This is a genomic window from Anaerosacchariphilus hominis, assembly GCF_014290175.1.
In the GTDB taxonomy this organism is placed as follows: domain Bacteria; phylum Bacillota; class Clostridia; order Lachnospirales; family Lachnospiraceae; genus Laedolimicola; species Laedolimicola hominis.
Window position 1 is genome coordinate 146832 of the sequence record NZ_JACOOR010000008.1, and the last position, 24712, is coordinate 171543.

26 protein-coding genes, 3 tRNA genes and 1 riboswitch are annotated in these 24712 nt (G+C 53.4%); of the genes, 28 read left to right on the plus strand and 1 reads right to left on the minus strand.

The genetic code is table 11. The annotated features are described in order from the left end of the window. Nucleotides 1-45: 45 nt before the first annotated feature. The 23 genes from H8S44_RS13925 (at nt 46) to folK (ending at nt 18871) form a co-directional block, all read left to right on the plus strand. The gene (locus tag H8S44_RS13925; protein ID WP_186872594.1) at nt 46-312 is read left to right on the plus strand and encodes a TIGR03905 family TSCPD domain-containing protein; all 267 of its coding nucleotides are present in this window, start codon (nt 46-48) and stop codon (nt 310-312) included. A gap of 40 nt (nt 313-352) precedes the next feature. Beyond that, nucleotides 353-991, plus strand: coding sequence for a GNAT family N-acetyltransferase (locus H8S44_RS13930; RefSeq protein ID WP_186872595.1), 639 nt, complete (start codon nt 353-355; stop codon nt 989-991). A gap of 23 nt (nt 992-1014) precedes the next feature. Then, a complete protein-coding gene (locus tag H8S44_RS13935) occupies nt 1015-1506 on the plus strand; it encodes an N-acetyltransferase (protein ID WP_186872596.1) in 492 nt (163 codons plus the stop codon). Between the two features lie 5 nt (nt 1507-1511). Then, entirely contained in the window at nt 1512-3203 is a 1692-nt protein-coding gene (locus tag H8S44_RS13940; RefSeq protein ID WP_186872597.1) for a B12-binding domain-containing radical SAM protein, read from the plus strand. 39 nt (nt 3204-3242) lie between these two features. Then, nucleotides 3243-3956 (plus strand): 3'-5' exonuclease, encoded by a 714-nt coding sequence (locus H8S44_RS13945; protein WP_186872598.1) that lies wholly within the window; start codon nt 3243-3245, stop codon nt 3954-3956. A gap of 135 nt (nt 3957-4091) precedes the next feature. Beyond that, complete coding sequence (locus H8S44_RS13950; protein WP_186872599.1) at nt 4092-5525, plus strand: VanW family protein; 1434 nt, start codon at nt 4092-4094, stop codon at nt 5523-5525. A 28-nt stretch (nt 5526-5553) separates the two neighbouring features. Next, nucleotides 5554-6540 (plus strand): AIR synthase family protein, encoded by a 987-nt coding sequence (locus H8S44_RS13955; protein ID WP_186872600.1) that lies wholly within the window; start codon nt 5554-5556, stop codon nt 6538-6540. A 58-nt stretch (nt 6541-6598) separates the two neighbouring features. Next, the gene (locus H8S44_RS13960) at nt 6599-7081 is read left to right on the plus strand and encodes an Lrp/AsnC family transcriptional regulator (protein WP_186872601.1); all 483 of its coding nucleotides are present in this window, start codon (nt 6599-6601) and stop codon (nt 7079-7081) included. Further along, nucleotides 7078-8256 (plus strand): aminotransferase class I/II-fold pyridoxal phosphate-dependent enzyme, encoded by a 1179-nt coding sequence (locus H8S44_RS13965; protein WP_186872602.1) that lies wholly within the window; start codon nt 7078-7080, stop codon nt 8254-8256. The genes H8S44_RS13960 and H8S44_RS13965 overlap by 4 nt, the downstream gene beginning before the upstream one ends. After that, complete coding sequence (locus H8S44_RS13970; RefSeq protein WP_186872603.1) at nt 8256-8753, plus strand: tRNA (cytidine(34)-2'-O)-methyltransferase; 498 nt, start codon at nt 8256-8258, stop codon at nt 8751-8753. The genes H8S44_RS13965 and H8S44_RS13970 overlap by 1 nt, the downstream gene beginning before the upstream one ends. Before the next feature lie 25 nt (nt 8754-8778). Beyond that, nucleotides 8779-10047, plus strand: a complete 1269-nt coding sequence (locus H8S44_RS13975; RefSeq protein ID WP_186872604.1) for a cell wall hydrolase — start codon at nt 8779-8781, stop codon at nt 10045-10047. Nucleotides 10048-10236: 189 nt separating this feature from the next. Further along, entirely contained in the window at nt 10237-11241 is a 1005-nt protein-coding gene (locus H8S44_RS13980; RefSeq protein ID WP_186872605.1) for a glutamate ABC transporter substrate-binding protein, read from the plus strand. A gap of 109 nt (nt 11242-11350) precedes the next feature. Continuing rightward, nucleotides 11351-12010 (plus strand): amino acid ABC transporter permease, encoded by a 660-nt coding sequence (locus H8S44_RS13985; RefSeq protein WP_186872606.1) that lies wholly within the window; start codon nt 11351-11353, stop codon nt 12008-12010. Beyond that, the gene (locus H8S44_RS13990) at nt 12007-12840 is read left to right on the plus strand and encodes an amino acid ABC transporter permease (protein WP_186872607.1); all 834 of its coding nucleotides are present in this window, start codon (nt 12007-12009) and stop codon (nt 12838-12840) included. The genes H8S44_RS13985 and H8S44_RS13990 overlap by 4 nt, the downstream gene beginning before the upstream one ends. A 1-nt stretch (nt 12841) precedes the next feature. Then, nucleotides 12842-13615 (plus strand): amino acid ABC transporter ATP-binding protein, encoded by a 774-nt coding sequence (locus H8S44_RS13995; RefSeq protein WP_186872608.1) that lies wholly within the window; start codon nt 12842-12844, stop codon nt 13613-13615. Nucleotides 13616-13668: 53 nt separating this feature from the next. Continuing rightward, on the plus strand, nt 13669-14436 hold the full coding sequence (locus H8S44_RS14000; RefSeq protein WP_186872609.1) for a class II glutamine amidotransferase: 768 nt from the start codon (nt 13669-13671) through the stop codon (nt 14434-14436). Between the two features lie 94 nt (nt 14437-14530). Next, nucleotides 14531-14603 (plus strand) — tRNA-Phe (locus H8S44_RS14005). A 67-nt stretch (nt 14604-14670) separates the two neighbouring features. Then, a tRNA-Gly gene (locus H8S44_RS14010) sits at nt 14671-14741 on the plus strand. 129 nt (nt 14742-14870) lie between these two features. Beyond that, on the plus strand, nt 14871-15830 hold the full coding sequence (locus tag H8S44_RS14015; protein ID WP_186872610.1) for an L-lactate dehydrogenase: 960 nt from the start codon (nt 14871-14873) through the stop codon (nt 15828-15830). A 168-nt stretch (nt 15831-15998) separates the two neighbouring features. Beyond that, nucleotides 15999-16095, plus strand: a riboswitch (THF riboswitch). A gap of 86 nt (nt 16096-16181) precedes the next feature. After that, a complete protein-coding gene (gene folE, locus H8S44_RS14020) occupies nt 16182-16739 on the plus strand; it encodes a GTP cyclohydrolase I FolE (RefSeq protein ID WP_158363939.1) in 558 nt (185 codons plus the stop codon). Further along, nucleotides 16739-17224: an HD domain-containing protein gene (locus H8S44_RS14025; RefSeq protein ID WP_330593500.1), complete on the plus strand. Its 486-nt coding sequence runs from the start codon at nt 16739-16741 to the stop codon at nt 17222-17224. The genes folE and H8S44_RS14025 overlap by 1 nt, the downstream gene beginning before the upstream one ends. An 18-nt stretch (nt 17225-17242) precedes the next feature. Continuing rightward, nucleotides 17243-18058 carry a dihydropteroate synthase gene (gene folP / locus H8S44_RS14030; protein ID WP_186872611.1) on the plus strand — a complete coding sequence of 272 codons (816 nt, stop codon included), beginning with the start codon at nt 17243-17245 and terminating at the stop codon, nt 18056-18058. After that, on the plus strand, nt 18059-18871 hold the full coding sequence (gene folK / locus H8S44_RS14035; RefSeq protein WP_186872612.1) for a 2-amino-4-hydroxy-6-hydroxymethyldihydropteridine diphosphokinase: 813 nt from the start codon (nt 18059-18061) through the stop codon (nt 18869-18871). Between the two features lie 123 nt (nt 18872-18994). Here folK and H8S44_RS14040 read toward each other — a convergent pair. Beyond that, a tRNA-Ser gene (locus tag H8S44_RS14040) sits at nt 18995-19083 on the minus strand. Between the two features lie 205 nt (nt 19084-19288). Here H8S44_RS14040 and H8S44_RS14045 point away from each other — a divergent pair. The 5 genes from H8S44_RS14045 (at nt 19289) to dnaX (ending at nt 24707) form a co-directional block, all read left to right on the plus strand. After that, nucleotides 19289-19828 carry an RNA polymerase sigma factor gene (locus H8S44_RS14045; RefSeq protein WP_178040161.1) on the plus strand — a complete coding sequence of 180 codons (540 nt, stop codon included), beginning with the start codon at nt 19289-19291 and terminating at the stop codon, nt 19826-19828. Beyond that, complete coding sequence (locus H8S44_RS14050; protein WP_186872613.1) at nt 19818-20972, plus strand: hypothetical protein; 1155 nt, start codon at nt 19818-19820, stop codon at nt 20970-20972. The genes H8S44_RS14045 and H8S44_RS14050 overlap by 11 nt, the downstream gene beginning before the upstream one ends. A gap of 72 nt (nt 20973-21044) precedes the next feature. Beyond that, nucleotides 21045-21890 carry a hypothetical protein gene (locus tag H8S44_RS14055; protein WP_186872614.1) on the plus strand — a complete coding sequence of 282 codons (846 nt, stop codon included), beginning with the start codon at nt 21045-21047 and terminating at the stop codon, nt 21888-21890. A gap of 116 nt (nt 21891-22006) precedes the next feature. Then, nucleotides 22007-23080 (plus strand): 6-phosphofructokinase, encoded by a 1074-nt coding sequence (locus tag H8S44_RS14060; protein WP_186872615.1) that lies wholly within the window; start codon nt 22007-22009, stop codon nt 23078-23080. A 22-nt stretch (nt 23081-23102) separates the two neighbouring features. Continuing rightward, nucleotides 23103-24707: a DNA polymerase III subunit gamma/tau gene (dnaX, locus tag H8S44_RS14065; protein ID WP_186872616.1), complete on the plus strand. Its 1605-nt coding sequence runs from the start codon at nt 23103-23105 to the stop codon at nt 24705-24707. Nucleotides 24708-24712 lie beyond the last annotated feature (5 nt).

A 24712-nucleotide genomic window follows, 5' to 3' on the forward strand; every position in this document is an offset into this window, starting at 1 on the left:
TAATGATAAATTATTGCAGGAAACAGAAAAAAGGAGTTATGAAAAATGGAGTATATCTATAAAACCAAAGGTACCTGTTCATCCAAAATCCGTCTGGACATCAACGACGGGGTAATCACCAACGTGGTCTACACCGGAGGCTGCGACGGCAACCTGAAGGCCATTCCCCGCCTGGTGGACGGCATGACCGTGGAGCAGATCGAGGAGAAATGCAAAGGTATCCACTGTGGCTTCAAGTCCACATCCTGCGCGGATCAGCTGGCCTGTGCAGCCCGGGAAGCCTACGAAGCAGAGCAGAAGCAGAAAGCATAAGACACAGACCGGTTATCGGACAGAAACTGGGGGAAGCGGTATGGTGGAAGAGAGAGTATCAGAAACAGTGACAGCGATCAAAGCAGTTCGGATTCGCCGGGCCACACCGGCAGACGCGGAAGCACTTCTTGGGATTTACGCGCCTTATGTGGAACATACAGTCATTACCTTTGAATATCTGGTCCCCACCGTGGAGGAGTTTCGGGAGCGGATCCGGCATACTCTGGAGAAATACCCCTATATCCTGGCGGAGCAGAGAGAGACCGGAGAGATCCTGGGATATGCCTATACAGGTCCCTTTAAGGAGCGGGCGGCCTACGACTGGGGCGTGGAAACTACTGTCTATGTGAAGCAGGACTGCAAGCGGGGCGGTATCGGGAAGAAGCTGTATACAGCCCTGGAGAAGGTATCCGCGGCCCAGCATATTCTGAATATGAACGCCTGCATCGGCTATCCGGTGGAGGAGGACGAGTATCTGACTCAGGACAGCGCTCATTTCCATGAGCATCTGGGCTACCGTCTGGTGGGAGAGTTTCACAGCTGCGGCTTCAAATTCGGCCGTTGGTATGATATGATCTGGATGGAAAAGCTTATCGGAGCCCATACAGCGGAGCCGGATCCGGTGATTCCCTTCCCGAAACTGGATGAAATGACGCTGCATGGGTGCGGAATGGAATAAGAGAACAGGAGATGTCATTTACCATGATCAGACAGGCAGACATACAGGAGCTGGCGGCCATCGAGGCCGTATACGCCCACGCGAGAAAGTTTATGGAGGAGACCGGGAACCCGAATCAGTGGGGAAAGCATCATCCGCCCCGGGAGACCCTGGAGAGCGCCATCGGGGCCCGGAAGCTCTATGTGCTGGAGGAGGACGGACAGATTCACGGATCCTTTTATTTTGCCCTGGAGGCGGAGCCGAATTATCAGAAGATCGACGACGGCGCCTGGCTGTCTGACGCGCCCTACGGGGTGATTCATATGGTGGCCAGCGACGGCACTGTACACGGATTCTTACAGAAGGTGGTGGCTTTCTGCGATAAAACCACGAAGCACCTTCGCATCGACACCCATGAGGATAATAAGGTGATGCAGCATGTAATTCTGAAAAATGGCTTTACCCGCTGCGGCATCATTTATCTGGTGACGGAGAATGGCGATCCCCGTATCGCCTACGAAAAACTGGGAGCATAGCAGACATGAAGCTTTTACTGACCGCTATCAACGCAAAATATATTCATTCCAATCTGGCAGTCTACAGCCTCCGGGCGGCCGCAGGGTCCATCCGGAAGCAGGTAGAGCTGGCGGAATTCACGATCAATCACAGAACGGAGGACATTCTGCGGGACATCTACCGCAGAAAGCCCGACGTTCTGTTCTTTTCCTGCTATATCTGGAATATGCTGTATGTGACGGAGCTGACCGCCGAGTGCAGAAAGGTCCTGCCGGAGGTGCCTATCTGGCTGGGCGGGCCGGAGGTATCCTACGACGCGGAGCAGTTCCTCAGGGAACATCCGGAGGTGGACGGGATCCTCTGCGGCGAAGGTGAGGAGAGCTTTCACAGGCTGGGAGAATGTTATGTAAACTGCAAAGCGGATGTGGAGCATCTGTCGAAGATACCGGGACTTGTGTTCCGAAAAAGTCTGACTGGCTGCTGGGAATCCGCAGAGGCGGAGCAGATTCAGACGAATCCCCCGGCTCCGCTGGTGGAGCTTTCCACCCTCCCATTCCCCTATGAGGCCCTGACGGACTTGGAGAATCGTATCATCTACTACGAGTCCAGCCGTGGTTGCCCCTTTTCCTGCAGCTACTGCCTCTCTTCCATAGATAAGAGCGTGCGGTTCCGGAACCTGGATCTGGTGCTGCCGGAGCTGCAGTTTTTCCTGGACCGGAGGGTACCCCAGGTGAAGTTCGTGGACCGCACTTTTAACTGCCGCAAGAGCCACGCTATGGCCATCTGGCAGTATCTGCTGGACCATGACAACGGCGTCACGAACTTTCATTTTGAGATAGCGGCGGATCTGCTGGACAGAGAGGAGCTGGAGCTTATCGCCCGGATGCGGCCGGGACTGATACAGCTGGAGATCGGCGTCCAGTCCACGAATCCCCGGACACTGGAAGCCATTTGCCGGAAAACGGATCTGCAGGAAATCCGGGAAGTGGTATCGAAGATCCACGGGGGAAAGAACATCCATCAGCATCTGGATCTGATTGCCGGCCTGCCCCACGAGAACTATGAGAGCTTCGGCCTCTCCTTTAACGACGTCTATGCCATGGAGCCGGATCAGCTTCAGCTGGGCTTCCTGAAGGTGCTGAAGGGGTCTCAGATGTACCGGGAGGCGGAACAGTACGGCATCGTCCGCCGGACGCTGCCGCCCTACGAGGTTTTACGGACGCCCTGGCTGCCCTTTTCCGATGTTTTGCGACTTAAAATGATTGAAGAAATGGTGGAGAACTATTATAATAGTCATCAATTCGATGAAACATTGAAGGAGCTGGTTCCGGCCTTTCCTTCTCCCTTTGCCTTTTTTGAGAAGCTGGCGGAGTTTTACGAAGGACGGCGGGAGGAGCAGCGCAAGCACTCCCGGGTGCAGCGGTATGAGCTGCTGTTGGCCTTTATCCGGGAGATGCTTCCGGAAAGGGAGTGGCATTACCGGCAGCTTCTGACCATCGACTACTATCTGCGGGAGCGGGCCAAGGCCAGACCGGCCTTCGCGCCGGATCAGACGATCTATAAGGAGAAGCTGGCGGAGCTTCTGCGGAGAACCGGAAAGCAGAACCATGCAGAGGCGGTGTCCGCTGAAGACGGACAGGTCCGGTATCTGGTGTTCGACTATGAGCACCGGGATCCCCTGAGCCACGCCGCAAAAGTGACTGAATATACCGAATAGACAGGTCGGAAAAAACGCAGGACGAGGAGAAGAAAACATATGATAGAAAGCTATATCGCGCTGGATCTGGAGACCACAGGCCTAAGCCCCTCGGAGGATCGGATCCTGGAAATCGGCGCGGTGAAGGTAAAGGATGGAACGATCTGTGACCGTTATGAGACCCTGGTGAACCCAGGTATGGCCATCAGTTCCCGGATCCGGGAGCTGACCGGCATCGATGACGCTATGGCGGCGGCAGGAAAGGGAACAAGGGCAGCAGTGACAGAGCTGGTGGAGTTCTGCGAGGATCTGCCCCTTCTGGGTCACAATATCCTGTTTGACTACAGCTTTGTGAAAAAGAATGCGGTGAATTTCGGCCTGCTCTTTGAAAAGGACGGGGTGGACACCCTGAAGATTGCCCGGACTTTGCTTCCGGATCTGGAACATAAGAATCTGACCTATCTCTGCGGATATTATCAGATCGCCCGGGAGCGGGCGCACCGGGCTTCTGACGACGCCTGCGCGGCCATGGAGCTTTACAGGCGGCTGGCGGCGGAGTTTCCGGACAGTCCGGCGGAGCTTTTCGCTCCGAAGCAGCTGGTGTATAAATGTAAAAAGCAGGGCCCTATTACCCCGGCGCAAAAAGGATACTTGAATGATCTGATAAAATATCATAAAATAACCTTAAGTGTGCAGATCGACACACTGACCAAGAACGAGGCATCACGCATCATAGATAGAATTATTTCCGAGCATGGGAGGATTGTAAGATGAACTGGTACGATAAAAAGAGCAGAAAAATCATTTCCACCATCATAATTGTCATCGTGGTTCTGGCAATGATACTGCCAATGCTGACTTACGCGTTATAAGAGCATCAGAAAGCAGAAACGGAGAAGAGGAGATATTATGAAAAGAAGACAGTGGTTTGCCGGACTGATTCTGGGGGCGGCTTTTCTCACCGGAAGCAGCACGGCATTTGCAGCAGGCAAAGCAGAGATTCATGCTGGAGTGTACGCGGACGGCATCGACCTGTCCGGTATGACGAGGGAGGAAGCGCTGACGGCGCTGGATACCTATGTGCAGGAAATGCAGGACGAAACCCTGACCCTGCATATCGGGGACAATGAGCTGACTCCGACCCTGGGAGAGCTGGGGCTGACCGGAACCAACGAGTCCGACATCGTGGAGGAGGCCATCGGCCTGGGTAAGACCGGCAATATCATCAAGCGCTATAAGGAGCGCAAGGATCTGGAGCATGAGAATAAGAATTATCAGCTGACCTGGGCCCTGGATACAGATCTGGTGACCGCTTACGTGAACGACACCTGTACCCAGTTTGATCAGGACGCGGTGGACGCCACCCTGAAAAGAAGCGGCAGCGGCTTTGAGGTGGTAGGCGGCCAGACCGGACTGGTACTGGATACGGCAGCTTCCATTACAAAGATCACAGACTTTGTGGAAAATGAGTGGGATCATACCAACGGCTCCATGGAGCTTCCGGTGGAAACGGATTATCCCAAGGGAACCGCGGAGGAACTGGGCAAGGTGAAGGACGTACTGGGTACTTTTACCACCAGCTATAATACATCCGGTGCGGCCCGGTGTAAGAATATTGCCACAGGAACGGCTCATATCAACGGTACAGTCTTGTATCCGGGCGATACTTTTTCCACCTATGAGACTGTCAGCCCCTTCTCTGAGGCCAATGGCTATGCGATGGCGGGCTCTTATCTGAACGGTAAGGTGGTAGACAGTCTGGGCGGCGGCATCTGCCAGGTATCAACTACCCTGTACAACGCAGTATTGCGGGCAGAGCTTGAGGTGGTAGAGCGCTCCAATCATTCCATGATTGTTACCTACGTGGATCCGGCGGACGACGCGGCCATCGCAGGTACCTATAAAGATTTCAAGTTCACCAATAACCTGGACGCTCCCATCTACATCGAGGGCGTGACCAGCGGAAAGCAGGTGACCTTTACCATTTACGGACAGGAGACCCGTCCGTCTAACCGTACCCTGAAGTTTGAGAGCGTGACCTTAAGTACCACAGATCCGGGTGTCCAGATCGTGGCGGACGCAGGTCAGCCCATCGGATACATCGTCCGTGAGAGTGCTCACAAGGGCGTGGTGGCAGAGCTCTACAAGCATGTTTATGTGAACGGGCAGGAAGAGAGCGTAACCAAGCTGAACAAGAGTACCTATAAGGCGACTCCGAGAACCATTACGGTAGGTATCGCAGGCGATCCGGACCTGTCCAACGAACTGCAGGCGGCCATTGCCACCCAGGACGAAGCTACCGTGAACGCCACCCTTGCGTCCTGCGTCGCCAGAATGCAGTAGAGGAGCCAAAGATAAAGGAGCGGACAGCATGAAGGTCGGAAAAGTCTCAGAGACGATTTTAAAGAGAAGTATATTCAAGCAGATTCATACCAGACGGGACGAGGTGCTTCTTGGAGCAGGCGTGGGCGAGGATTGCGCGGCCATGAAGCTGGCTCCCGGGGAGATATTCGTGATTTCCACCGATCCGATTACCGGAACGGTGAAGGATATTGGAACCCTGGCTATTCAGATTACGGCCAATGATCTGGCCAGCAGCGGCGCGGAGCCAGTGGGCGTCATGCTTACGGTGCTTCTGCCCGAGGAGATCGAGGAAGCGGATATTAAGCAGATGATGGGAGAAGTGGAAGCGACCTGCGCCCGTTTCCATATCCAGGTCATGGGCGGCCACACCGAGGTCACCCGAGCCGTGAACCAGCCGATTATCAGTGTTACCGGCGTGGGAAAGGTGCAGGAAGGGCATCTGGTGTCCACGGCAGGCGCGAAGCCGGGCCAGGATATTGTGGTGACCAAGTGGATCGGCGTGGAGGGAACCTCCATCATTGCCAAGGAAAAGGAAGAAGAGCTCAGGAAACGTTTCCCGGCTGCCTTCGTGGAGACGGCCAAGGGCTTTGACCAGTATATTTCCGTAGTAGAGGATTCCAGGATTGCGGTGAAGCACGGCGTCAGCGCCATGCATGACGTGACCGAGGGAGGCATCTACGGCGCGCTCTGGGAGGTGGCGGAGGCTTCCGATATTGGTCTGGAGATCGACCTGAAGGCCATCCCCATCCGGCAGGAGACCGTGGAGATCTGCGAGTGCTTCGAGCTGAATCCTTACTACCTGATTTCTAGTGGCTGCATGCTGATGGCGGCGGACCGGGGACATGATCTGGTGCGGGAGCTTGAAAAAGCCGGCATTCCGGCGGCGGTTATCGGAAAAGCCACCGACGGCAAGGCAAGACGTATCGTAAACGGCGGGGAAGAGAGTTTTCTGGAGCGGCCGAAGACCGACGAATTATATAAGATTTACGAGTAAGTTTCCGGGGTCTGCAGGCCCCGGCTGATAAAAATATCCTGATGGGAGGGCGAAAGCAATGAGAGAAAAGATTTTGACATTCATTGAGAAAAACAGCCGCGTGGATTTGGCGGATCTGGCAGTGATGCTGGGAGTAGAGGAGGCGGCGGTCGCCAATGAGATCGCGGATATGGAAAAGGAAGGCATCATCTGCGGTTATCATACCCTGATTGACTGGGATAAGACCAGCGAGGAGAAGCTGACAGCCCTGGTGGAGGTCAAGGTTACACCCCAGAGAGGCTTCGGTTTTGATAAGGTGGCAGAGCGTATCTATAATTACGCCGAGGTGGACAGCGTGTACCTGATCTCCGGCGGCTTTGACTTTATGGTCATGATCGAGGGCAAGACCATGCGGGATGTGGCACAGTTTGTATCCGATAAGCTGTCTCCGCTGGATTCAGTTCTCAGTACTGCCACACATTTCATATTGAAAAAATACAAAGACCATGGTTCAATTATGGCACATGAGAAAAAAGACGAAAGGATGCTGGTGACACCGTGAGAAACCCATTATCAGACAAAGCAGTTTCTATCCCCTGGTCCGGCATCCGTAAGTTCTTTGATGTGGTAAATGAGATGCCCGACGCCATTTCCCTGGGCGTGGGCGAGCCGGACTTCGATACCCCCTGGCATATCCGGGACGAGGGTATCTACACCCTGGAAAAGGGGCGTACCTTTTATACCTCCAACGCAGGCTTAAAGGAGCTGCGTGAGGAGATTGTGCGCTATCTGGAGCGCCGCATCCATGTGAGCTATGACCCGCTCCGGGAGGTGCTGATCACCGTGGGCGGCAGCGAGGGCATCGATATGGCCTTCCGCGCCATGCTGAATCCGGGCGACGAGGTGCTGATTCCCCAGCCAAGCTACGTGTCCTACGAGCCCTGCTGTGTGCTGGCAGACGGCGTGCCGGTGATCATCGAGCTGAAGGAGGAGAATGAGTTCCGACTGACCGCTCAGGAGCTGCGGGACGCCATCACCGATAAGACAAAGATTTTGGTGCTGCCCTTCCCGAATAACCCCACCGGCGCGATTATGACCCAGAAGGATCTGGAGGAGATTGCTGAGGTGATCATTGAGAAGGATCTGTATGTGCTGTCCGACGAGATCTATTCTGAGCTCAGCTATGCAGGAGATCATGTGTCCATCACCGGCATTCCGGGTATGCGGGAGCGTACCATTCTCATCAATGGTTTTTCCAAGGCCTATGCCATGACCGGCTGGAGACTGGGCTATGCCTGCGGACCGGCGGAGATCATCAGTCAGATGACGAAGCTTCACCAGTACGCTATCATGTGCGCGCCGACGAACAGCCAGTACGCGGCGGTGGAGGCCCTGAAGAACGGCGATGACGATGTGGCCGTGATGCGGGAGGCCTACGACCAGAGACGCCGTTTTCTGGTACATACCCTGCGGGAAATGGGACTGTCCTGCTTTGAGCCCTACGGCGCATTCTATATCTTCCCCAGCGTCAAGGAATTTGGCATGACCTCCGAGGAGTTCGCCACCCGGTTCCTGAAGGAGGAGAAGGTGGCCGTGGTTCCGGGAACTGCGTTCGGAGCCTGCGGCGAGGGATTCCTTCGAATCTCTTACGCGTATTCTCTGGAGGATCTGAAAGAAGCCACCAGCCGTCTGGCGCGCTTCGTGGAGAAGCTTCGGGCGGAAAAGGGAGCAAAATAATGGCGTTCAATATCGTACTTCTGGAGCCGGAGATTCCGGCCAATACAGGAAATATCGGAAGAACCTGCGTGGCCACCGGGACGCGTCTGCACCTTATCGAGCCCCTGGGCTTCCGGTTGAGTGAAAAGGATCTGAAGCGGGCGGGCATGGACTACTGGCCCCAGCTGGATGTGACGACTTATGTAAACTACGAGGACTTCCTGCGGAAGAACCCGGGAGCCCGGCCCTATATGGCTACCACCAAGGGGCCGAAGGTCTACACGGAGGCGCAGTTTGAGCCGGACTGCTATATCATGTTCGGCAAGGAGAGCGCCGGGATTCCCGAGGAGATTCTTCTGGAGAATCAGGAGCGGGCCATCCGGATTCCCATGCTGGGTGAGACCCGATCCCTGAACCTGTCCAATTCCGTGGCCATCGTGCTCTATGAGGCACTGCGCCAGAATGATTTCCCGGGCATGCGCATGGAGGGGCACCTGACGAAATACGACTGGAAATAAAGAGACTAAAAAAGGAACAGAGGCTATGAAACAGCATTCACTTCAAATGAAAATGGCATATCGGTTGGGAGCAGCCGCCCTTGCGCTTTCGCTTGGGTTTACTTCCTATGCCGTGCCGGATCAGAGCGATGTGGATGATATTCAGAATGAGATCGATAAGGCCCAGGACGAGATCGATAAGACTAAGAATGAGATCGACGCCACCCAGGATAAAAAGGATAAGCTGGAGCAGGCCAAAGGCCAGATGGAAAGCTATCTGAAGGATCTGAACAGGCAGTATTCCAGCCTGGAGGATCAGATCACGGAGCTGAATCAACAGATTCAGGACAAGAAGGCGGAGATCGAGCAGACCCAGGCGGAACTGGAGGAGGCGAAGGCCACCGAGGAGAAGCAGTATGCGGACATGAAGGCCCGCATTCAGTATATGTATGAGAATCCCCGGAGCTCCTTTGTGGAGATTCTTCTGGAGTCCGGCAGCTTCGCGGGAGCCCTGAACCGGGCAGACTATGCGGAGCGTATCACGGCCTATGATCGGGATATGCTGGAGTCCTACGCAGCCCACAAGGCAGAGATCCAGGAAAAGGAAGAGAAGCTGGAGGCTGAAAAGGCGGCCCTGGATGAAATGCAGGCTTCCCTGGAGAAGAAGCAGGGAGAGGTGTCTGCCCTGGCCAGCAGCACTTCCGGCAAGATCAGCCAGCATGTGAGCGATATCGCGGCAGCCCAGGCAGATCTGGACGGCAAGAGCAATACCCTGGCCAATCAGCAGGAAGTACTGAAGCAGCTGATCGCGGAAAAAAAGAAAATCGAGGCCCAGATCGAGGCGGCCAAGGCGGCTGAGATCATCGGCTCTCTGGGCGATGTGACCGGGGTGCGGACCACAGAGCTGGAGTACGTCCAGTACGGCGCGTACGGCGCAAGTGACGATGAGGTAAAGGCGCTGGCGACGCTGATTTACTGCGAGGCAGGCAATCAGGGAGCCGAGGGCCAGTTGGCCGTGGGCGCTGTGGTTATGAACCGGATCCGGGATCCCCGGTTTGCCCAGGGGGATATCATGAGCGTAATCCGCGCGCCGAAGCAGTTTTCTCCGGTTACCTCCGGCCGTTTTGACCTGATGCTGACCGATGGAGCGGATTCTGTCACAGAATCCTGCTATAATGCTGCCCGCCGTGCCATTGCGGGCGAGTCCAATGTGGGCAACCGTACCTTTTTCCGTACCTATGCCAATTACCCTGCCCTCAGCGGTCTGGTGATTGGCGCGCACATTTTTTCCTATACCTGGAATTATTCATCCTGACAAAGAAGTCAGCGTACAGAAGAAAACATCTGCTGTGCGTTGGCTTTTTATGTATTAGAAAATGTTAATAAAAGAAGCACATTTTCTAAAAAATTTTCAAAAACCATATAAAACCTATTGACAAAGTAGGATAATAAGGGTTATGATTGCAACAACGAAACGACGTGAACAGTCAAAAGGAGGATTATTATGAGAAATTTAAAATGGCTGAAAAAAGCAACCGCGTTATTGCTGACCATTGCACTGGCAGGAAGCCTGGCGGCATGCGGAAGCAAGGCAGATGAGACACCGGCTGCAGATACCGCACAGGAGGCAGAGGCTCCGGCGGCAGAGGAGACCACCGCAGACGCAGCAGAGGAGCCGGTAGCGGCAGAGATCGACAAAGACGCCTTTGACGCACTGATTGCAGACGGTATCGTAGCAGACGACGCTGACATCGCGGCAAGCCAGTGGGCTACCGCAGTAAAGGAAGCTGGCGTTCTCCGCGTAGGCGGAACCAGAACCTCTTTCCTGTTCAGCCAGCTGGATGAGACAGACAACGGCGTCCGCGGCTTCGACGCAGGACTGTATCAGCTGCTGGCACGCTACATCCTGGGCGATGAGAGCAAGTATGAGCTGACACAGGTAGATTCCAGCACCCGTGAGTCCGTTCTGACCAGCGGCCAGGTAGACGCAGTATTCGCTACCTACTCCATCACAGACGCACGTAAGGAAGTTATCTCCTTCGCGGGCCCCTACTACACATCCAAGCAGGCAGTCCTGGTAAAGGCAGGCAACACCGATATCACCGGCGTAGACGACCTGGCTGGAAAGATCGTAGCGACACAGTCCGGTTCCACAGGCCCGGACATTCTGGCTGAGTTTGCACCGGAAGCTACTGTTCAGGAGTTCGCAAACGACCAGGAAGCACGTACCGCTCTGGAGCAGGGCCGTGTGGACGCTTATGTAACAGACTACACACTGCTTCTGAACGCCATCGTGAAGAACCCGGGCGTTTATGAAATCGCAGGCGACACCTTCGGACCGGAGGACAACTACGGTATCGGACTTCCCCTGGATTCTGACGGCGTGGCATTTGTAAACGACTTCCTGAAGAAGATCGAGGACAATGGAACCTGGGCAGAGCTGTGGAAGATCAGCCTGGGCGACCGTACCGGTATCGAGACTGTACCGGAGGCTCCGGTTATCGAGTAATTCGAATCGAAGCGCGGTAACTGGTCAGGTACGGAACAGTTACAAAAATAAAGACAGGAAGAAGGACCTTCAGTAGTTTTGAAGGTCTTTTTCCGCAGGAGGAATCCATATGGGTATTCAGGAACTTCTTTCCCAATACGGAGACAAATACCTACAGGCGCTGTTCGTTACCTGGAAGCTGACGGCAGTGTCCTTTGTGCTTGCATTTCTGATAGGCATTCTCATTACCATCATGCGGGTATGTCCCGTGAAACCGCTGCGGTGGGTGGGAGATTTTTATGTGCAGATCTTCCGGAATATTCCGGGAGCGACCCTGCTGATTATGCTGGTCTACGCGCTGCCTTATCTGAATGTGGTGCTTTCTTATTACACCTGTGTGCTGACGGCCACATCCCTGATCCCGGCGGCGTTCTGCTCCGAGTATCTGATGGCCGGTATGAATACGGTGAGTATCGGACAGATCGAGGCGGCCCGGGCCCTGGGCATGTCCTTTGGCAAGATTCTGAAAAATGTAGTTATTCCCCAGGCCCTTCGTTCCAGCGTGCTTCCCATGACCAATCTTCTGGTGGCTACCATGCTGACGACGGCGCTGGCTTCCCAGGTGCCCATGAACCCCACGGATCTGACCGGTCTGGTATCCCATATCAATACCAGAGCCGTAGGAGGCGTGACGGCTTTCCTGATTTCCGCGGTGCTGTACTGCGCAACGGCCGTGGTGATCGGACAGATCGGCAACCTGATTGACCGGAAAGTGAGGATTTTGCGATGAATAACGGACAGACATCCATACGGGACGCACTCTACGAGGCGCCGGGCCCCAGGGCCCGCAGATGGATTGCCGCGGGAACTGCGGCGGTACTCCTGCTTCTGGCGGCGCTGATTTACGGCGTCATCCATCAGTTTGCCATCAACGGGCAGCTGGACGCCAGATACTGGTCCTTCTTCGCCCGGTATACCACCTGGCGGTTTATCGGAAATGGACTTGCAGGTACGTTGACCGCCGCCTTGACGGCAGGTGTGATCACATTTTTCGCGGGACTTTTGCTGATGTTGGGCAGAATCAGCGGAATCAGGCCGCTGGAATGGCTCTGCACCGCGCTCATTGAGTTCAGCCGGGGCGTGCCGACCCTGCTGTTTATCTATTTCTTCTTCCTGGTAGTTCCCCAGTTTGGCATCAAGCTGCAGCCGATCTGGAAGATTGCCATGCCGGTGGCCATCTCCGCAGCAGGCGTGGTGGCGGAGGTGCTTCGCTCAGGTGTCAATGCGGTGCCAAAGGGACAGACTGAGGCGGCCGTTTCTCTGGGAATGCAAAAGGGCAGCGTCTTTTTTAAGATCGTATTTCCCCAGGCTCTGCGGTATGTGGTTCCGGCGCTGATTTCCGAAGTGGTTATCGTGCTGAAGGATACCACCTTCGCTTATGTGGTGAACTACGCAGACCTGATGCAGAACGCGAAGGTGCTGATCAGCAATTACGACGCATTGCTTTCCGTCTATCTGGTGGTTGCAATTATCTACATTCTGATCAATTATATTTTAAATAAGCTCTCTGTGGCCGTGGCCAGAAGAGGCGAAACAGCAAAACCCGTAAGGAGCAGATAATATGGAACAGGTGGAAAAGAACGTAAACAATGTGGAAAATGTGCCGGTTATCGAGCTGCGGCATGTGGATAAACACTTCGGAGAGCTGCATGTCTTAAAGGACATCAATCTCTCTGTGAAAAAGGGCGAGGTTGTGGTAGTGATCGGTCCTTCCGGATCCGGTAAATCGACGCTGTGCCGGACCATCAACCGGTTGGAGACCATTGACTCCGGAGAAATCCTTATCGACGGCACGAAGATGCCCGAGGAAGGACGGAAGCTGGCAGGGCTCCGTTCCCAGATCGGCATGGTATTCCAGTCCTTTAACCTTTTTGCCCATAAGACCATTCTGGACAATGTGACCATCGCCCCCATGGACGTGCTGCATAAGTCGAAAAAGGAGGCCCGGGAGGAAGCCATGGAGCTTCTGAAACGGGTGGGCGTGGACAATCAGGCGGCCAAGGTGCCGGCCCAGCTCTCCGGCGGACAGCAGCAGCGTGTGGCCATCGCCCGGGCTCTGGCCATGCACCCCAAGGCCATTCTCTTTGACGAGCCCACCAGCGCCCTGGATCCGGAGATGATCGGTGAGGTGCTGGATGTTATGACCGGACTGGCAAAGGACGGTATGACCATGGTCATCGTCACCCATGAGATGAATTTCGCCAGACGGGTGGCGGATCGGGTGATTTTCATGGATGACGGAAGCATCATCGAAGAGGCAGCGCCGGAGGAATTCTTTGAGCATCCGAAGACCAGACGTGCTCAGGACTTCCTGAATTCGGTGAAGGCCCACTAGAAAAAACGAACATCTATGGAAAGCGACAGAAACAGGGAAAAGAGGAAATACAAATGTGTGAATTATTTGGCCTGTGCAGTGCCGAAAAAGTAAATTGCAATGAGATTCTGGGAACCTTCTTCAGTCATGGGGAGACCAATCCTGACGGCTGGGGACTGGCACTCTTTGACGGAAATTCCGCGAATATCGAGAAAGAGCCCATTTCCGCGGCGGAAAGCGTGTATCTGAAGCATCGCCTGACCGATGAGATTACCGAGGACGTGCTTCTAGCCCACATCCGAAAGGCCTCCAAAGGCGGTCTGGAGTATAAGAACTGCCATCCCTTCAAGAAACGGGACGCCTCCGGACGGCTGTGGACCCTGATCCATAACGGAACCATCTTTCAGAGCGAGCTGGTGGACGCTTACATCGGAAAGCAGCATGGCGGCACCGACAGCGAGCGGATCCTGTACTACCTGATGGATCAGGTGGACGCGGCTATAGCGAAAAAGGGCGGCGAGCTGACCGACAAAGAACGCTTCGACACCGTCAATCAGGTCATCCGCGACATTACCCCGGAAAATAAGGTGAACCTGCTGATCTATGACGGCGATTTATTCTACGCCCATACAAACTTTTATGAAACCCTGTTCCGTCTCCAGAAAGGCGACACCCTCATCGTGTCTACCAAGCCCCTGAGCGATGACCCGGCCTGGGAAAAAGTCCCCATGAGTACGCCGCTGGCCTACCGTAAAGGAAAGCTGGTCTTTGAGGCCGAGCAGCATCCCTATGAGTTTATCGACAAGGAGCCGAGGGACAGCGAGTACAATAAACCTTTGTAAAAAACGGAAGTAAAAACAAAAAATTGCTTGACAAACATATTCTAATCGTGTAAAATCATCACTGTTGTGACACATGAATATGTGAAAGCAATTAGCCCAGATAGCTCAGTTGGTAGAGCAGAGGACTGAAAATCCTCGTGTCACTGGTTCGATTCCGGTTCTGGGCACGCATTGAGCACTTGGCGAGGTTCTTTCGAGCCTGGTGACACGGTGTATCCTTATAATTTTTCATTTGCGGGTGTAGTTCAATGGTAGAACACCAGCCTTCCAAGCTGGATACGTGGGTTCGATTCCCATCACCCGCTTATTTTTATGTCTGAGTTTAAGAGATCCGGAACCTTCCGGGTCTTTTATTGTTCTAAAACCCTGATTGACGGAGCCTGCACATTGCAGTAAACTATTCGTAATTAGAAGAGTACAAGGAGGATGCAGCTATGGCAATTTCATATGGAAAAATGGTAATCATCGGCGCTGGCAAGGTGGGAAGCGCGATTTTGAATTCAGTTCTGCGGATGAATATCCTGGATGAGATCGTGGTGGTGAACCGCAATCAGAAGAAGGCCCTGGGCGAGGTGCTGGACGCCAGCCATACCACGGCGTTTGCCTATAGCGCCAACGCAAACATCCATGTGGGCGGCTACGAGGAGTGTGCGGACGCCCAGATCATCGTGGTGACCGCAGGCCCCAGCATCCAGCCGGGCAATTCCCGGGACCGCATGGTACTTCTGGAGAAAAATATAAACGTCATGAACGATATCATGGAGCAGATCACACGCTACACCCGGGAGGCCATCATCATTGTGGTGTCCAACCCGCTGGATATTCTGACCTACATTGCCCAGAAGAAGTTTGATTATCCGGCCAATAAGATCTTCGGCACCGGCACCCTGCTGGATACCGCCCGCTTCAATAAGATGCTGGGCGATCTCTGCGGCGTGGATGCCAAGAATGTGACCGGTTTCGTGCTGGGCGAGCACGGCTCTACCTCCTTCATTCCCTGGAATACGGTGAACATCGTGGGCGTGCCGTTTGCGGAATTTGAGAAACAGTTTGAATTAAAGGAAAAGCTGGACAAAGAGAAGCTGCTTCACGACACCAAGGTCATCGGCCTGGATATCGTAGAGCTGAAGGGCTATACCAGCTCCGGCGTGGCCTTAAGCGCATGCCGTCTGATCGGCAGCATTGTCCGCAACGAGAAATCCGTGGTGCCCGTCTCCACGGTTCTGTCAGGCCAGTACGGCCTGACCGGAGCAGCCATGAGCCTGCCCTGCGTCATTTCCAAGAACGGCATCGACCGGGTACTGGAGCTGCCCCTGGACGAGCAGGGAAAGAGCGATCTGCAGAAGTGCTATGAGCATCTGCGGACGGCCATCGAGAGTGTATACAGCGAATAATGAATCAAGATATACCGCCAGTCGCGAAAAGGACTGGCGGTAATTTGTCGGGGATGTAGTCGGGTAAAAATTGGGTAAATTCCTGTATACAATGTAGAAATTTATATACAGCGCGGAAGGGATATGTTATAATTTCCCTTGGTAACAAATCACAACAATAGAATAATATGCAAAATAGGTTTTCATGCGTCAAGTGTTCAGCGGATGGGGAGTTGCCGCCGAAACGAAAAGTTCGTCTTACGGTATGGAGACCGCACCCGTTGCAGCAATATAAGATTCATAAACAGCGTCTCATATTGTGAAGGGATATTTTCGTCATATGTTCTGTCACAGTCTGGAGGTGCTGTTTTTATGATGGATTATGAGAAAATCAAGGCCGGAGTCCAGCTTATGCTGGAGGGAATCGGCGAGGACGTAACAAGAGAAGGCTTATTGGAGACGCCGGATCGGATTGCGCGTATGTGCGCTGAGATCTACGGCGGTCTGTATGAGGATGCGTCGGTGCATCTGAAAAAACAATTCACAGTCGAGCGGAACGACATCGTAGTAGAGAAGGATATCACCTTCTATTCCGTGTGCGAACATCATTTACTCCCCTTTTACGGAAAAGCGCATATCGGGTATATACCGAACGGTAAGGTAGTAGGCTTAAGCAAGCTGGCCCGTACCGTAGATGTATTTGCCAGAAGACCTCAGATTCAGGAAAAGCTCACGTCCCAGATCGCGGACGCGCTGGAGGAAAGCCTGGCTCCTCAGGGCGTTATCGTTATGCTGGAGGCCGAGCACATGTGTATGACCATGCGCGGCATTAAAAAACCGGGCAGCAAGACCGTCACCATGGTGACTACCGGCTGCTTTGAGAACAATTTCGAGCTGCAGAACCGCTTTCTGAGCATGGTGCGCCAGTAATGAGCGGCATGGAGCGTGTAAACCGGATCTGGATCCACCCGGTCTATCAGGAGGCTTTGAGAAAGCTGACAACCTACGAGGCAGAGCGGGAATTCTGCCGCCATACGCCGGAGCATTTTCTGGATGTGGCACGCCTGACTTACCTGCTTGCCCTGGAAAATGGGGTGGCCGCCGATCGGGAAGTCATCTACGCGGCAGGGCTCCTGCACGATATGGGCAGATATCTTCAGTATGAAAATGGGACGCCCCACGATGAGGCAAGCGTGATGCTGGCCGGGCCCATTTTGCAGGACTGCGGTTTTTCAGAGGACGAGAGTGCCGAAGTATTGAACCTCATCGGAAGCCACCGGACCAAAAGCGACGCGGCCGATCTTCCGGGATTGTTCTACCGGGCGGATAAGCTGTCGCGAAACTGTTTTCTGTGTCCGGCCCAGGCAGACTGCAACTGGCCGGAGGAGAAGAAAAATCTGGAAATTAAAGTATAAGGTAAAAGGGGAAAAGGTATGAGAATCGGAACCAAAGAATTTGACGTAAAAAATAAAACCTATATCATGGGAATCCTGAATGTGACCCCGGATTCCTTTTCTGACGGCGGCAAATGGAACCACATGGACGCGGCTCTGGCCCATGCGGAGGAGATGATCCGCGAGGGCACCGCCATTCTGGATATCGGCGGCGAGTCTACCCGGCCCGGCCACCAGCAGATTACCGAGGAGGAGGAAATCGAGAGGGTAGCCCCGGTCATCGAGGCAGTGAAAGCCCGTTTTGACGTACCCGTATCCATCGACTCCTACAAGGCGAAGGTGGCGGCGGCAGCCATCGAAGCGGGAGCCGATCTGGTCAATGATATCTGGGGTCTCAAATACGACCCGGAGATGGCCGACCTCATCGCCCGCACCGGCGTAGCCTGCTGTCTGATGCACAATAAGAATAACACCGAGTATCAGGATTTCTACCCGGATATGCTGAAAGAGACCGAGGAGTGCGTAAAGCTGGCGAAGGAGGCGGGTATCGCTGACGATAAGATTATCCTTGACCCGGGCGTAGGATTTGGAAAAAATTATGAGCAGAATCTGGAGACCATTTTACATATGGAGCGATTCCATGAATTGGGATATCCCATGCTGCTTGGTACATCGCGTAAATCTGTGATCGGTCTGACCCTGGATCTGCCGGCGGATCAGAGAGTAGAGGGAACCCTTGTGACGACCGTGATGGCTGTGATGAAAAAGTACGCCTTTGTCCGGGTTCACGACATCAAAGAAAATCAGCGCACGATCCGGATGACCGAGGCGATTCTGAAAGCAGGAGAGAACTAAATGGATAAAATACAGATCAAAAATCTGGAAATATTTGCTAACCACGGCGTATTCCCGGAGGAAAATAAGCTGGGCCAGAAATTTGTCATTTCCGCAACCCTTTACACCTCCACCCGGAAGGCGGGGAAGACGGACGATTTGACTGCCTCCATTCATTACGGCGAGGTCAGCCAGTTCATTACAAAATTTGTTCAGGAGCACACCTGGAAATTGCTGGAAACGGTGGTGGAGCAGCTGGCAGAAGCTATGCTTCTGCAGATTCCCCATCTGGAAAAGGTGGAGCTGGAGATCAAAAAGCCCTGGGCTCCGGTGGGACTGCCCCTGGAGACTGTGTCTGTCTCCATTGAGCGGGGCTGGCATACCGCCTACATCGCCATGGGTTCTAATATGGGCGACAAAAAAGCTTATCTGGATATGGGCGTCCTGGGCATGCAGCTTACCAAGGGCTGCATCGTAGAAGCTGTGGCTGACTACCTGGCCACCGAGCCCTACGGCTACACGGAGCAGGACGAATTTCTGAACAGCGTCATGAAGATCCGAACCATTCTGCCGCCCCATGAGCTGCTCGATCGACTCCATGAGCTGGAGCAGGAGGCCAACCGGGTCCGCGTGATCCACTGGGGTCCCCGGACGCTGGATCTGGATATTTTATTGTACGATGATCTGATTCTTGACGATGAGGAGCTTCATATTCCCCATATCGAGATGCACAAGCGGGATTTCGTGCTGATTCCGTTGGCCCAGATTGCGCCCTGGGTGCGGCATCCGGTGTATAACCAGACGGTGCAGGAGCTGCTGGATAGATTAAAATAAGAAAAGCGGCGGCGGTTTTCACATAGACGGGATTACGGAAAAACAGTAAAAAATAAAAAGCAAGACAGGACTGTATCATGGAAATTCAGGATACGTCCTGTCTTGCTTTTTGCTATAAAGAAACGGAGGAGGAGGGATTTGAACCCTCGCGCCGGTGCTACCGACCTACTGGTGTTCGAAGCCAGACCCTTCAGCCACTTGGGTACTCCTCCATTGCTGAGAACCAGCGACTAACAGTATAATATATTTTCCGATGCATTTCAAGAGCGGGATTTCAAAATCGCCTGCCTGTGTTATGGTACAGAGGATCTGATTTATATAAAAGAAAACCATTTTGGTGCTTCACTACATTCTATAAGTGTAAGATAAAATTCTTATAAGTCGACTTAAAGAAGAAAGGTAAAAGGATAACCATTTATGAATGATCATGAAATCGAGCAGTTTATCCTTACATATGGCTGTGATATTCTGCGCTTTTGCCGGATGACTGCCGGCGGAAGCGAGGCAGGAGACGATCTGTATCAGGATACCATGCTGAAGCTGACTGAAAAAAAGCAGACATTACTGCTTGGTCCGCACACGAAAAGTTATGCCTTATCCACAGCCTTGTTTCTCTGGAAAAACAGCAGAAGAAAATACGCCGCCAGAAACCGCATACTTCCTATGGAAAGTGTGGAGGCGCTGGAAGATACCGGCTGGCAGTGTCCGGCTCAGGCCAGTGTCATTTCCCCGGAGCAGGAGCTTTTGCAGCAAAATGAACTGGAGACGGTACGAGGTGTTGTTGCCGCTTTGCCTGAGAAATATAAGCTGCCCGTTTACCTGTTTTATTCTGCCGATATGCGGATCTCCGAAATAGCGGAAATTCTGCACATTCCGGAGGGGACGGTAAAAACAAGGCTCAGAAAGGCGAAAAATTTATTAAAAGCCAGATTGGAGGCACTCGGTTATGAACGATGAGAGACTGGAGCAGCTTTTAAAGCAGGCCCTTATTCCTGAAATTAAGGAGGATGATTTGAAAATGAAGAGAAAGATAAGAAGTTCATCTGTAACTCATAAAACTGTTCCGAGAAGAACGATAAAAAATCGGAGGCACCTTCCGGCAGCAGTGGCTGTGGCAGCACTTCTCATAGCCTCATCTGTTACTGTCTTTGCTGCCTGGCACTATCTCTCTGCCAGGGACGTGGCAATGGCCAATGCGGACGAGCAGCTGGCTTCGCATTTTGAGCAGAGCAATTGGCTTTCAGAATATGAAACACAGCACTGCAGTGATTATGATATCACACTTCTGGGTGTGGTCTCCGGCAACGAAATCTCCGAACATTTATCCAAGGATGATCAGGGCAAGGTGGATGGAGACAGGACCTATATTGCGGTAGCTATCGCCTACGCAGACGGAAAGCCCATGCCGGATGTGCAGAGCGACAACTTCGAGCGCACACAATTTTTTGTATCCCCCTATATTCATGGCCTCAATCCGGAAAAATATAATGCCTATACCTTAAGCGGCGGTGTCACCTGCTTTGTCTCAGACGGGATCCAGTACCGGCTGGTGGAGACTGACAATGTGGAATACTTTGCGGACTACGGCATCTATGTGGGAGTGTCCGATGGCGATATGTATAATAATCAGGCATACATCTATGATACGGATACCGGTGAAATACTCAGGAGCGAGACCTATCAAGGGGTAAATGCCCTGTTTGACTTGCCGGTAAACACTGCAAAAGCAGATTCTGTAAAAGCTTCCGGAATTATTGCCGACATCAATGATTCGGAACCGAACGGAGGATATCTTTGGATATTATCGGAGGGCGACCGGTGGCTCAACAGCCTTACAACGGAAAATATAAATGAAAAAGCCAAACCGGTGGAAGACTCCAGAAAAACCGTTACCGCAGAGGAATTTATCTTTGAGGAATCCGGAGAAACATTGGCTGATGCGGATACGGCTGCTGCAATTATGAAAGAATATTTCCCGGACGGCGCCGGAATGAGTGTCATCATGGAAAAACATACGGCCGCCATGGACGATGCCTGGGTGGAGACCTATACGCTGAATCCGGACGGAACGATTACCTGTCTGAGATATGTTCCCAGATAGCGTCCTTTAAAAGTCATAAGAAACATGTTTTCTTTCCGGAAATGCTGTATAATGAATCCGGAGGTGAACAGGATGACAGAATTAACTGCTTATTATAAAAACCTGAAACGGCTGAAAAAACAAGCCATTCTCCTTTATCTCGGTCTGATTGCCGCGCTGATGGTTCTGGTGAGTCTCTTTCTGGGCGCACCGTTTCCTCATCGGGAGACAGTACTTTTCTTTACTTACCGGGTAAATGGCTGGTTTTTTGATAAAACCTGGATCATGTATCTGATCATTGCCCTTTCCGCTTTGCTTACATTCATAGCAGAGGGAGTCCAAAGCTACCGGAATGTCAATGCTTTCCGGGCGATTCTTTATCAGGACTGCGACAGCGAGAAGCTGCTCCGTCTGGCTGACGAGGGAATCCGGTATGTTCCCTATGAATTCTACAGGAGCCGCCGGAAAGCGGAACGGGTCTTCCGGCTACAGCTCTGTCTGTTTGAACGTTTTTATGTGGAAGCGCTTATGGCCTGCGGACAGCCGGATACGGCAGTACATTATCTGGAAAATGACTGGAAATCGCCCCGAAATTCCAATGTATACAAGTTCCTTTCCGCCAATGCCGGCTCCATTCTTGCCTACCAGGCCGGAGACGTGGGGCAATTTAAGCAGCTGTCCGCGCAGGGCGGAAAGCGTCTGCAGCAAAGCGTAACCTGCCTGGCCCGGCTGGACTGGCTGGAGGGACGTTTTTCAGAGGCCATGGAACGGCTGAAGGCCGCCAACCCAAGATTTCCTTATGAAAAAGTGCTGTTTGCCGGAATGCTGGCAGATTTCCTGAACCAGTCTGGCTGGAAAGAAGAGGCGCAGGAATATGAAGCATATGTCCTGAAACATGGCGGAACCCTGGGTGTGCGGCAGGCACTTTTAAAACCATAGCACAGGTCACTTCCTCCTTGTGAGAATTCCGAACTTATGCTACACTAAAGATAACTATCGCCAGGCAGTTGCCGTGGTGAACTGGAATAGAAAATATAATCATGGAGGCGTGCAATATGAAAAGAATTGGAATGCTGACCAGCGGTGGAGATTGCCAGGCACTGAACGCGACCATGCGTGGAATCGTAAAGGGTGTATGCAACGCACTGGACGAGGTAGAGCTTTACGGCTTTGAAGAAGGCTATAAGGGCCTGATTTACGGCAATTACCGGATGCTGACCCCGAGAGATTTTTCGGGAATCCTGACCAAGGGAGGAACCATTCTGGGAAGCTCCCGCCAGCCCTTTAAAATGATGCGGGTACCGGACGAGAACGGCCTGGATAAGGTGGAGGCCATGAAGCACACCTATCACAAGCTGCGTCTGGACTGCCTGGTGATCCTGGGAGGCAACGGAACCCAGAAGACCGCGAACCTTCTGCGGGAGGAGGGCCTGAATATCCTGCACATGCCGAAGACCATTGACAATGACATCTACGGCACGGACATGACCTTTGGCTTCCAGAGCGCGGTGGATATCGCTACCCAGTGTATCGACTGCATCCACACCACAGCGGCTTCCCACGGCCGTGTATTCATCGTGGAGGTCATGGGACATAAGGTAGGCCAGCTGACCCTGCACGCAGGTATCGCCGGAGGCGCGGATATCATCCTGATTCCGGAGATCCCGTACAATATCGACAGTATCTGTAAGGCCATCGAGGCCCGCAATAAGCAGAAAAAGGGCTTTACCATCTTGGCCGTAGCCGAGGGCGCGATCCCCAAGGAGAGGGCGGAGATGAGCAAAAAAGAGCTGAAGAAGTTCATGGAAAATTACAAGTATCCGGCCGTATCCTACGAGATCGCGGATCAGCTCACCCAGCGTCTGGGCACCGAGGTACGGGTCACTGTCCCGGGCCACACCCAGCGGGGCGGCAGTCCCTGTCCCTATGACCGGGTACTTTCCACCAGACTGGGCGCAGCGGCAGCCCAGGCCATTGTGGACGACGCCTACGGCTACATGATCGGCATCGTGAATGGCGAATGCAAGCGGATTCCGCTGGAAGAGTCCGCAGGCAAGCTGAAGTTTGTGGATCCGAACTCCTCGATCATATCCGAGGCGAAGATGATCGGCATCAGCTTCGGCGACTAAGTAATTAAAGGGGAAGAAACCAATGTCGTATATGGCCCTCTACCGGAAGTTCCGGCCCACGGAGTTTGGGGATGTCAAGGGACAGGATCACATTGTGACCACACTGAAAAATCAAATCATGGCAGAACGGATCGGACATGCCTATCTGTTCTGCGGAACAAGGGGTACCGGAAAGACCACCATTGCCAAGATCTTCGCCCGGGCGGTGAACTGTGAGCATCCGGTGGACGGGAATCCCTGCGGAACCTGCGCGGCCTGCCGCTCTATCGCGGCAGGCACTTCCATGAATGTGATAGAGATCGATGCCGCTTCCAATAATGGCGTGGACAATATCCGTCAGATACGGGAAGAGGTGGAGTATTCTCCCACGGAAGGCAAGTACAAGGTTTATATCATCGACGAGGTGCATATGCTTTCCATCGGAGCCTTCAACGCGCTTTTAAAGACCCTGGAGGAACCGCCCTCTTACGTGATCTTTATCCTGGCTACCACCGAGGCCCACAAGATTCCGGTGACCATCCTGTCACGTTGCCAGAGGTACGATTTCCGCCGGATCACGGCGGACACCATCACCGCCAGACTGCAGGAGCTGACGGAAAAAGAGGGCGTGCAGACTGAGGAAAAGGCCCTGCGCTATATCGCCAAGGCGGCGGACGGCTCCATGCGAGATGCCTTAAGCCTTCTGGATCAGTGCATCGCCTTTTACCTGAACCAGGAGCTGACCTACGATCATGTGCTGGACGTACTGGGAGCCGTGGATACGGAGGTCTACAGCAGGCTGCTGCGGCTGACCCTGGAGCGGAACCTGACCGGCGTCATGGGAGAGATCGAGGAACTGGTGGTACAGGGCCGGGAGCTGGGACAGTTCGTGACGGACTTCACCTGGTATCTCAGGAATCTGCTGCTCTTAAAGAGCTCCGAGAACATGGAAGACGTGGAAGAGGTGCTGGATGTATCCTCGGAGAATCTGAGGCGTCTGAAGGAAGAGGCGTTGCAGATCGAGACGGATACTCTGATGCGCTATATCCGGATCTTTTCCGAGCTGGGCGGCCAGATCCGCTATGCTTCCCAGAAACGGGTGCTGGTGGAGGTGGCTTTCATCAAGCTTTGCCGTCCGGCCATGGAAAACCGGGCGGACGTGATTCTGGACCGGATCCGGGTACTGGAGGAAGAGTTTGAGCAGAAACTGGGAGAACTGGCCTCGGGAGCTATTTCCTATGGGGGATGGCAGAACGGCGGCGAAGCCCCGGCGACCCAGGCAGAGCCACAGAAGCAGGAGCCCCAGGCCCCGACGCCCAAATCCCTGCCTGAGGACGTGCAGAATGTGGTGAAGAACTGGCACAACCTGCTGAACCGGCTCCATCCCCTTTTGCGGGTGTACTTAAAGGACGCCCGGTTAAAGGCCCTGGGGGACGGGCGGCTTGGTATCATAGCGGCCACGCCCACCGGGGAAGCTTTCCTGAACGAGGGAAAGCATCTTGCGGAGATACGGCAGGTGATCCTGCAGGAGACGGGAAAGGATATGGAGATTCAGGTGGCCTGCATGGAGAATGACCCCCACGGGGATGTGGGAGCTATCGATATCGAACAGGTCATTCATACAGACATAGAATATGAAGAGGAGTAAGGAGG

Coding starts and splice junctions, on each gene's coding strand:
- H8S44_RS13980 (WP_186872605.1), top strand. CDS start 10,237: ATGAGAAATTTAAAATGGCTGAAAAAAGCAACCGCGTTATTGCTGACC.
- H8S44_RS13975 (WP_186872604.1), top strand. CDS start 8,779: ATGAAACAGCATTCACTTCAAATGAAAATGGCATATCGGTTGGGAGCA.
- H8S44_RS13945 (WP_186872598.1), top strand. CDS start 3,243: ATGATAGAAAGCTATATCGCGCTGGATCTGGAGACCACAGGCCTAAGC.
- folP (WP_186872611.1), top strand. CDS start 17,243: ATGAGAATCGGAACCAAAGAATTTGACGTAAAAAATAAAACCTATATC.
- H8S44_RS13940 (WP_186872597.1), top strand. CDS start 1,512: ATGAAGCTTTTACTGACCGCTATCAACGCAAAATATATTCATTCCAAT.
- H8S44_RS13930 (WP_186872595.1), top strand. CDS start 353: ATGGTGGAAGAGAGAGTATCAGAAACAGTGACAGCGATCAAAGCAGTT.
- H8S44_RS14045 (WP_178040161.1), top strand. CDS start 19,289: ATGAATGATCATGAAATCGAGCAGTTTATCCTTACATATGGCTGTGAT.
- H8S44_RS14060 (WP_186872615.1), top strand. CDS start 22,007: ATGAAAAGAATTGGAATGCTGACCAGCGGTGGAGATTGCCAGGCACTG.
- H8S44_RS13970 (WP_186872603.1), top strand. CDS start 8,256: ATGGCGTTCAATATCGTACTTCTGGAGCCGGAGATTCCGGCCAATACA.
- H8S44_RS13990 (WP_186872607.1), top strand. CDS start 12,007: ATGAATAACGGACAGACATCCATACGGGACGCACTCTACGAGGCGCCG.
- H8S44_RS13960 (WP_186872601.1), top strand. CDS start 6,599: ATGAGAGAAAAGATTTTGACATTCATTGAGAAAAACAGCCGCGTGGAT.
- H8S44_RS13925 (WP_186872594.1), top strand. CDS start 46: ATGGAGTATATCTATAAAACCAAAGGTACCTGTTCATCCAAAATCCGT.
- H8S44_RS13985 (WP_186872606.1), top strand. CDS start 11,351: ATGGGTATTCAGGAACTTCTTTCCCAATACGGAGACAAATACCTACAG.
- H8S44_RS13935 (WP_186872596.1), top strand. CDS start 1,015: ATGATCAGACAGGCAGACATACAGGAGCTGGCGGCCATCGAGGCCGTA.
- H8S44_RS14055 (WP_186872614.1), top strand. CDS start 21,045: ATGACAGAATTAACTGCTTATTATAAAAACCTGAAACGGCTGAAAAAA.
- dnaX (WP_186872616.1), top strand. CDS start 23,103: ATGTCGTATATGGCCCTCTACCGGAAGTTCCGGCCCACGGAGTTTGGG.
- H8S44_RS14050 (WP_186872613.1), top strand. CDS start 19,818: ATGAACGATGAGAGACTGGAGCAGCTTTTAAAGCAGGCCCTTATTCCT.
- H8S44_RS13955 (WP_186872600.1), top strand. CDS start 5,554: ATGAAGGTCGGAAAAGTCTCAGAGACGATTTTAAAGAGAAGTATATTC.
- H8S44_RS14025 (WP_330593500.1), top strand. CDS start 16,739: ATGAGCGGCATGGAGCGTGTAAACCGGATCTGGATCCACCCGGTCTAT.
- H8S44_RS13950 (WP_186872599.1), top strand. CDS start 4,092: ATGAAAAGAAGACAGTGGTTTGCCGGACTGATTCTGGGGGCGGCTTTT.
- H8S44_RS14000 (WP_186872609.1), top strand. CDS start 13,669: ATGTGTGAATTATTTGGCCTGTGCAGTGCCGAAAAAGTAAATTGCAAT.
- folE (WP_158363939.1), top strand. CDS start 16,182: ATGATGGATTATGAGAAAATCAAGGCCGGAGTCCAGCTTATGCTGGAG.
- H8S44_RS14015 (WP_186872610.1), top strand. CDS start 14,871: ATGGCAATTTCATATGGAAAAATGGTAATCATCGGCGCTGGCAAGGTG.
- folK (WP_186872612.1), top strand. CDS start 18,059: ATGGATAAAATACAGATCAAAAATCTGGAAATATTTGCTAACCACGGC.
- H8S44_RS13995 (WP_186872608.1), top strand. CDS start 12,842: ATGGAACAGGTGGAAAAGAACGTAAACAATGTGGAAAATGTGCCGGTT.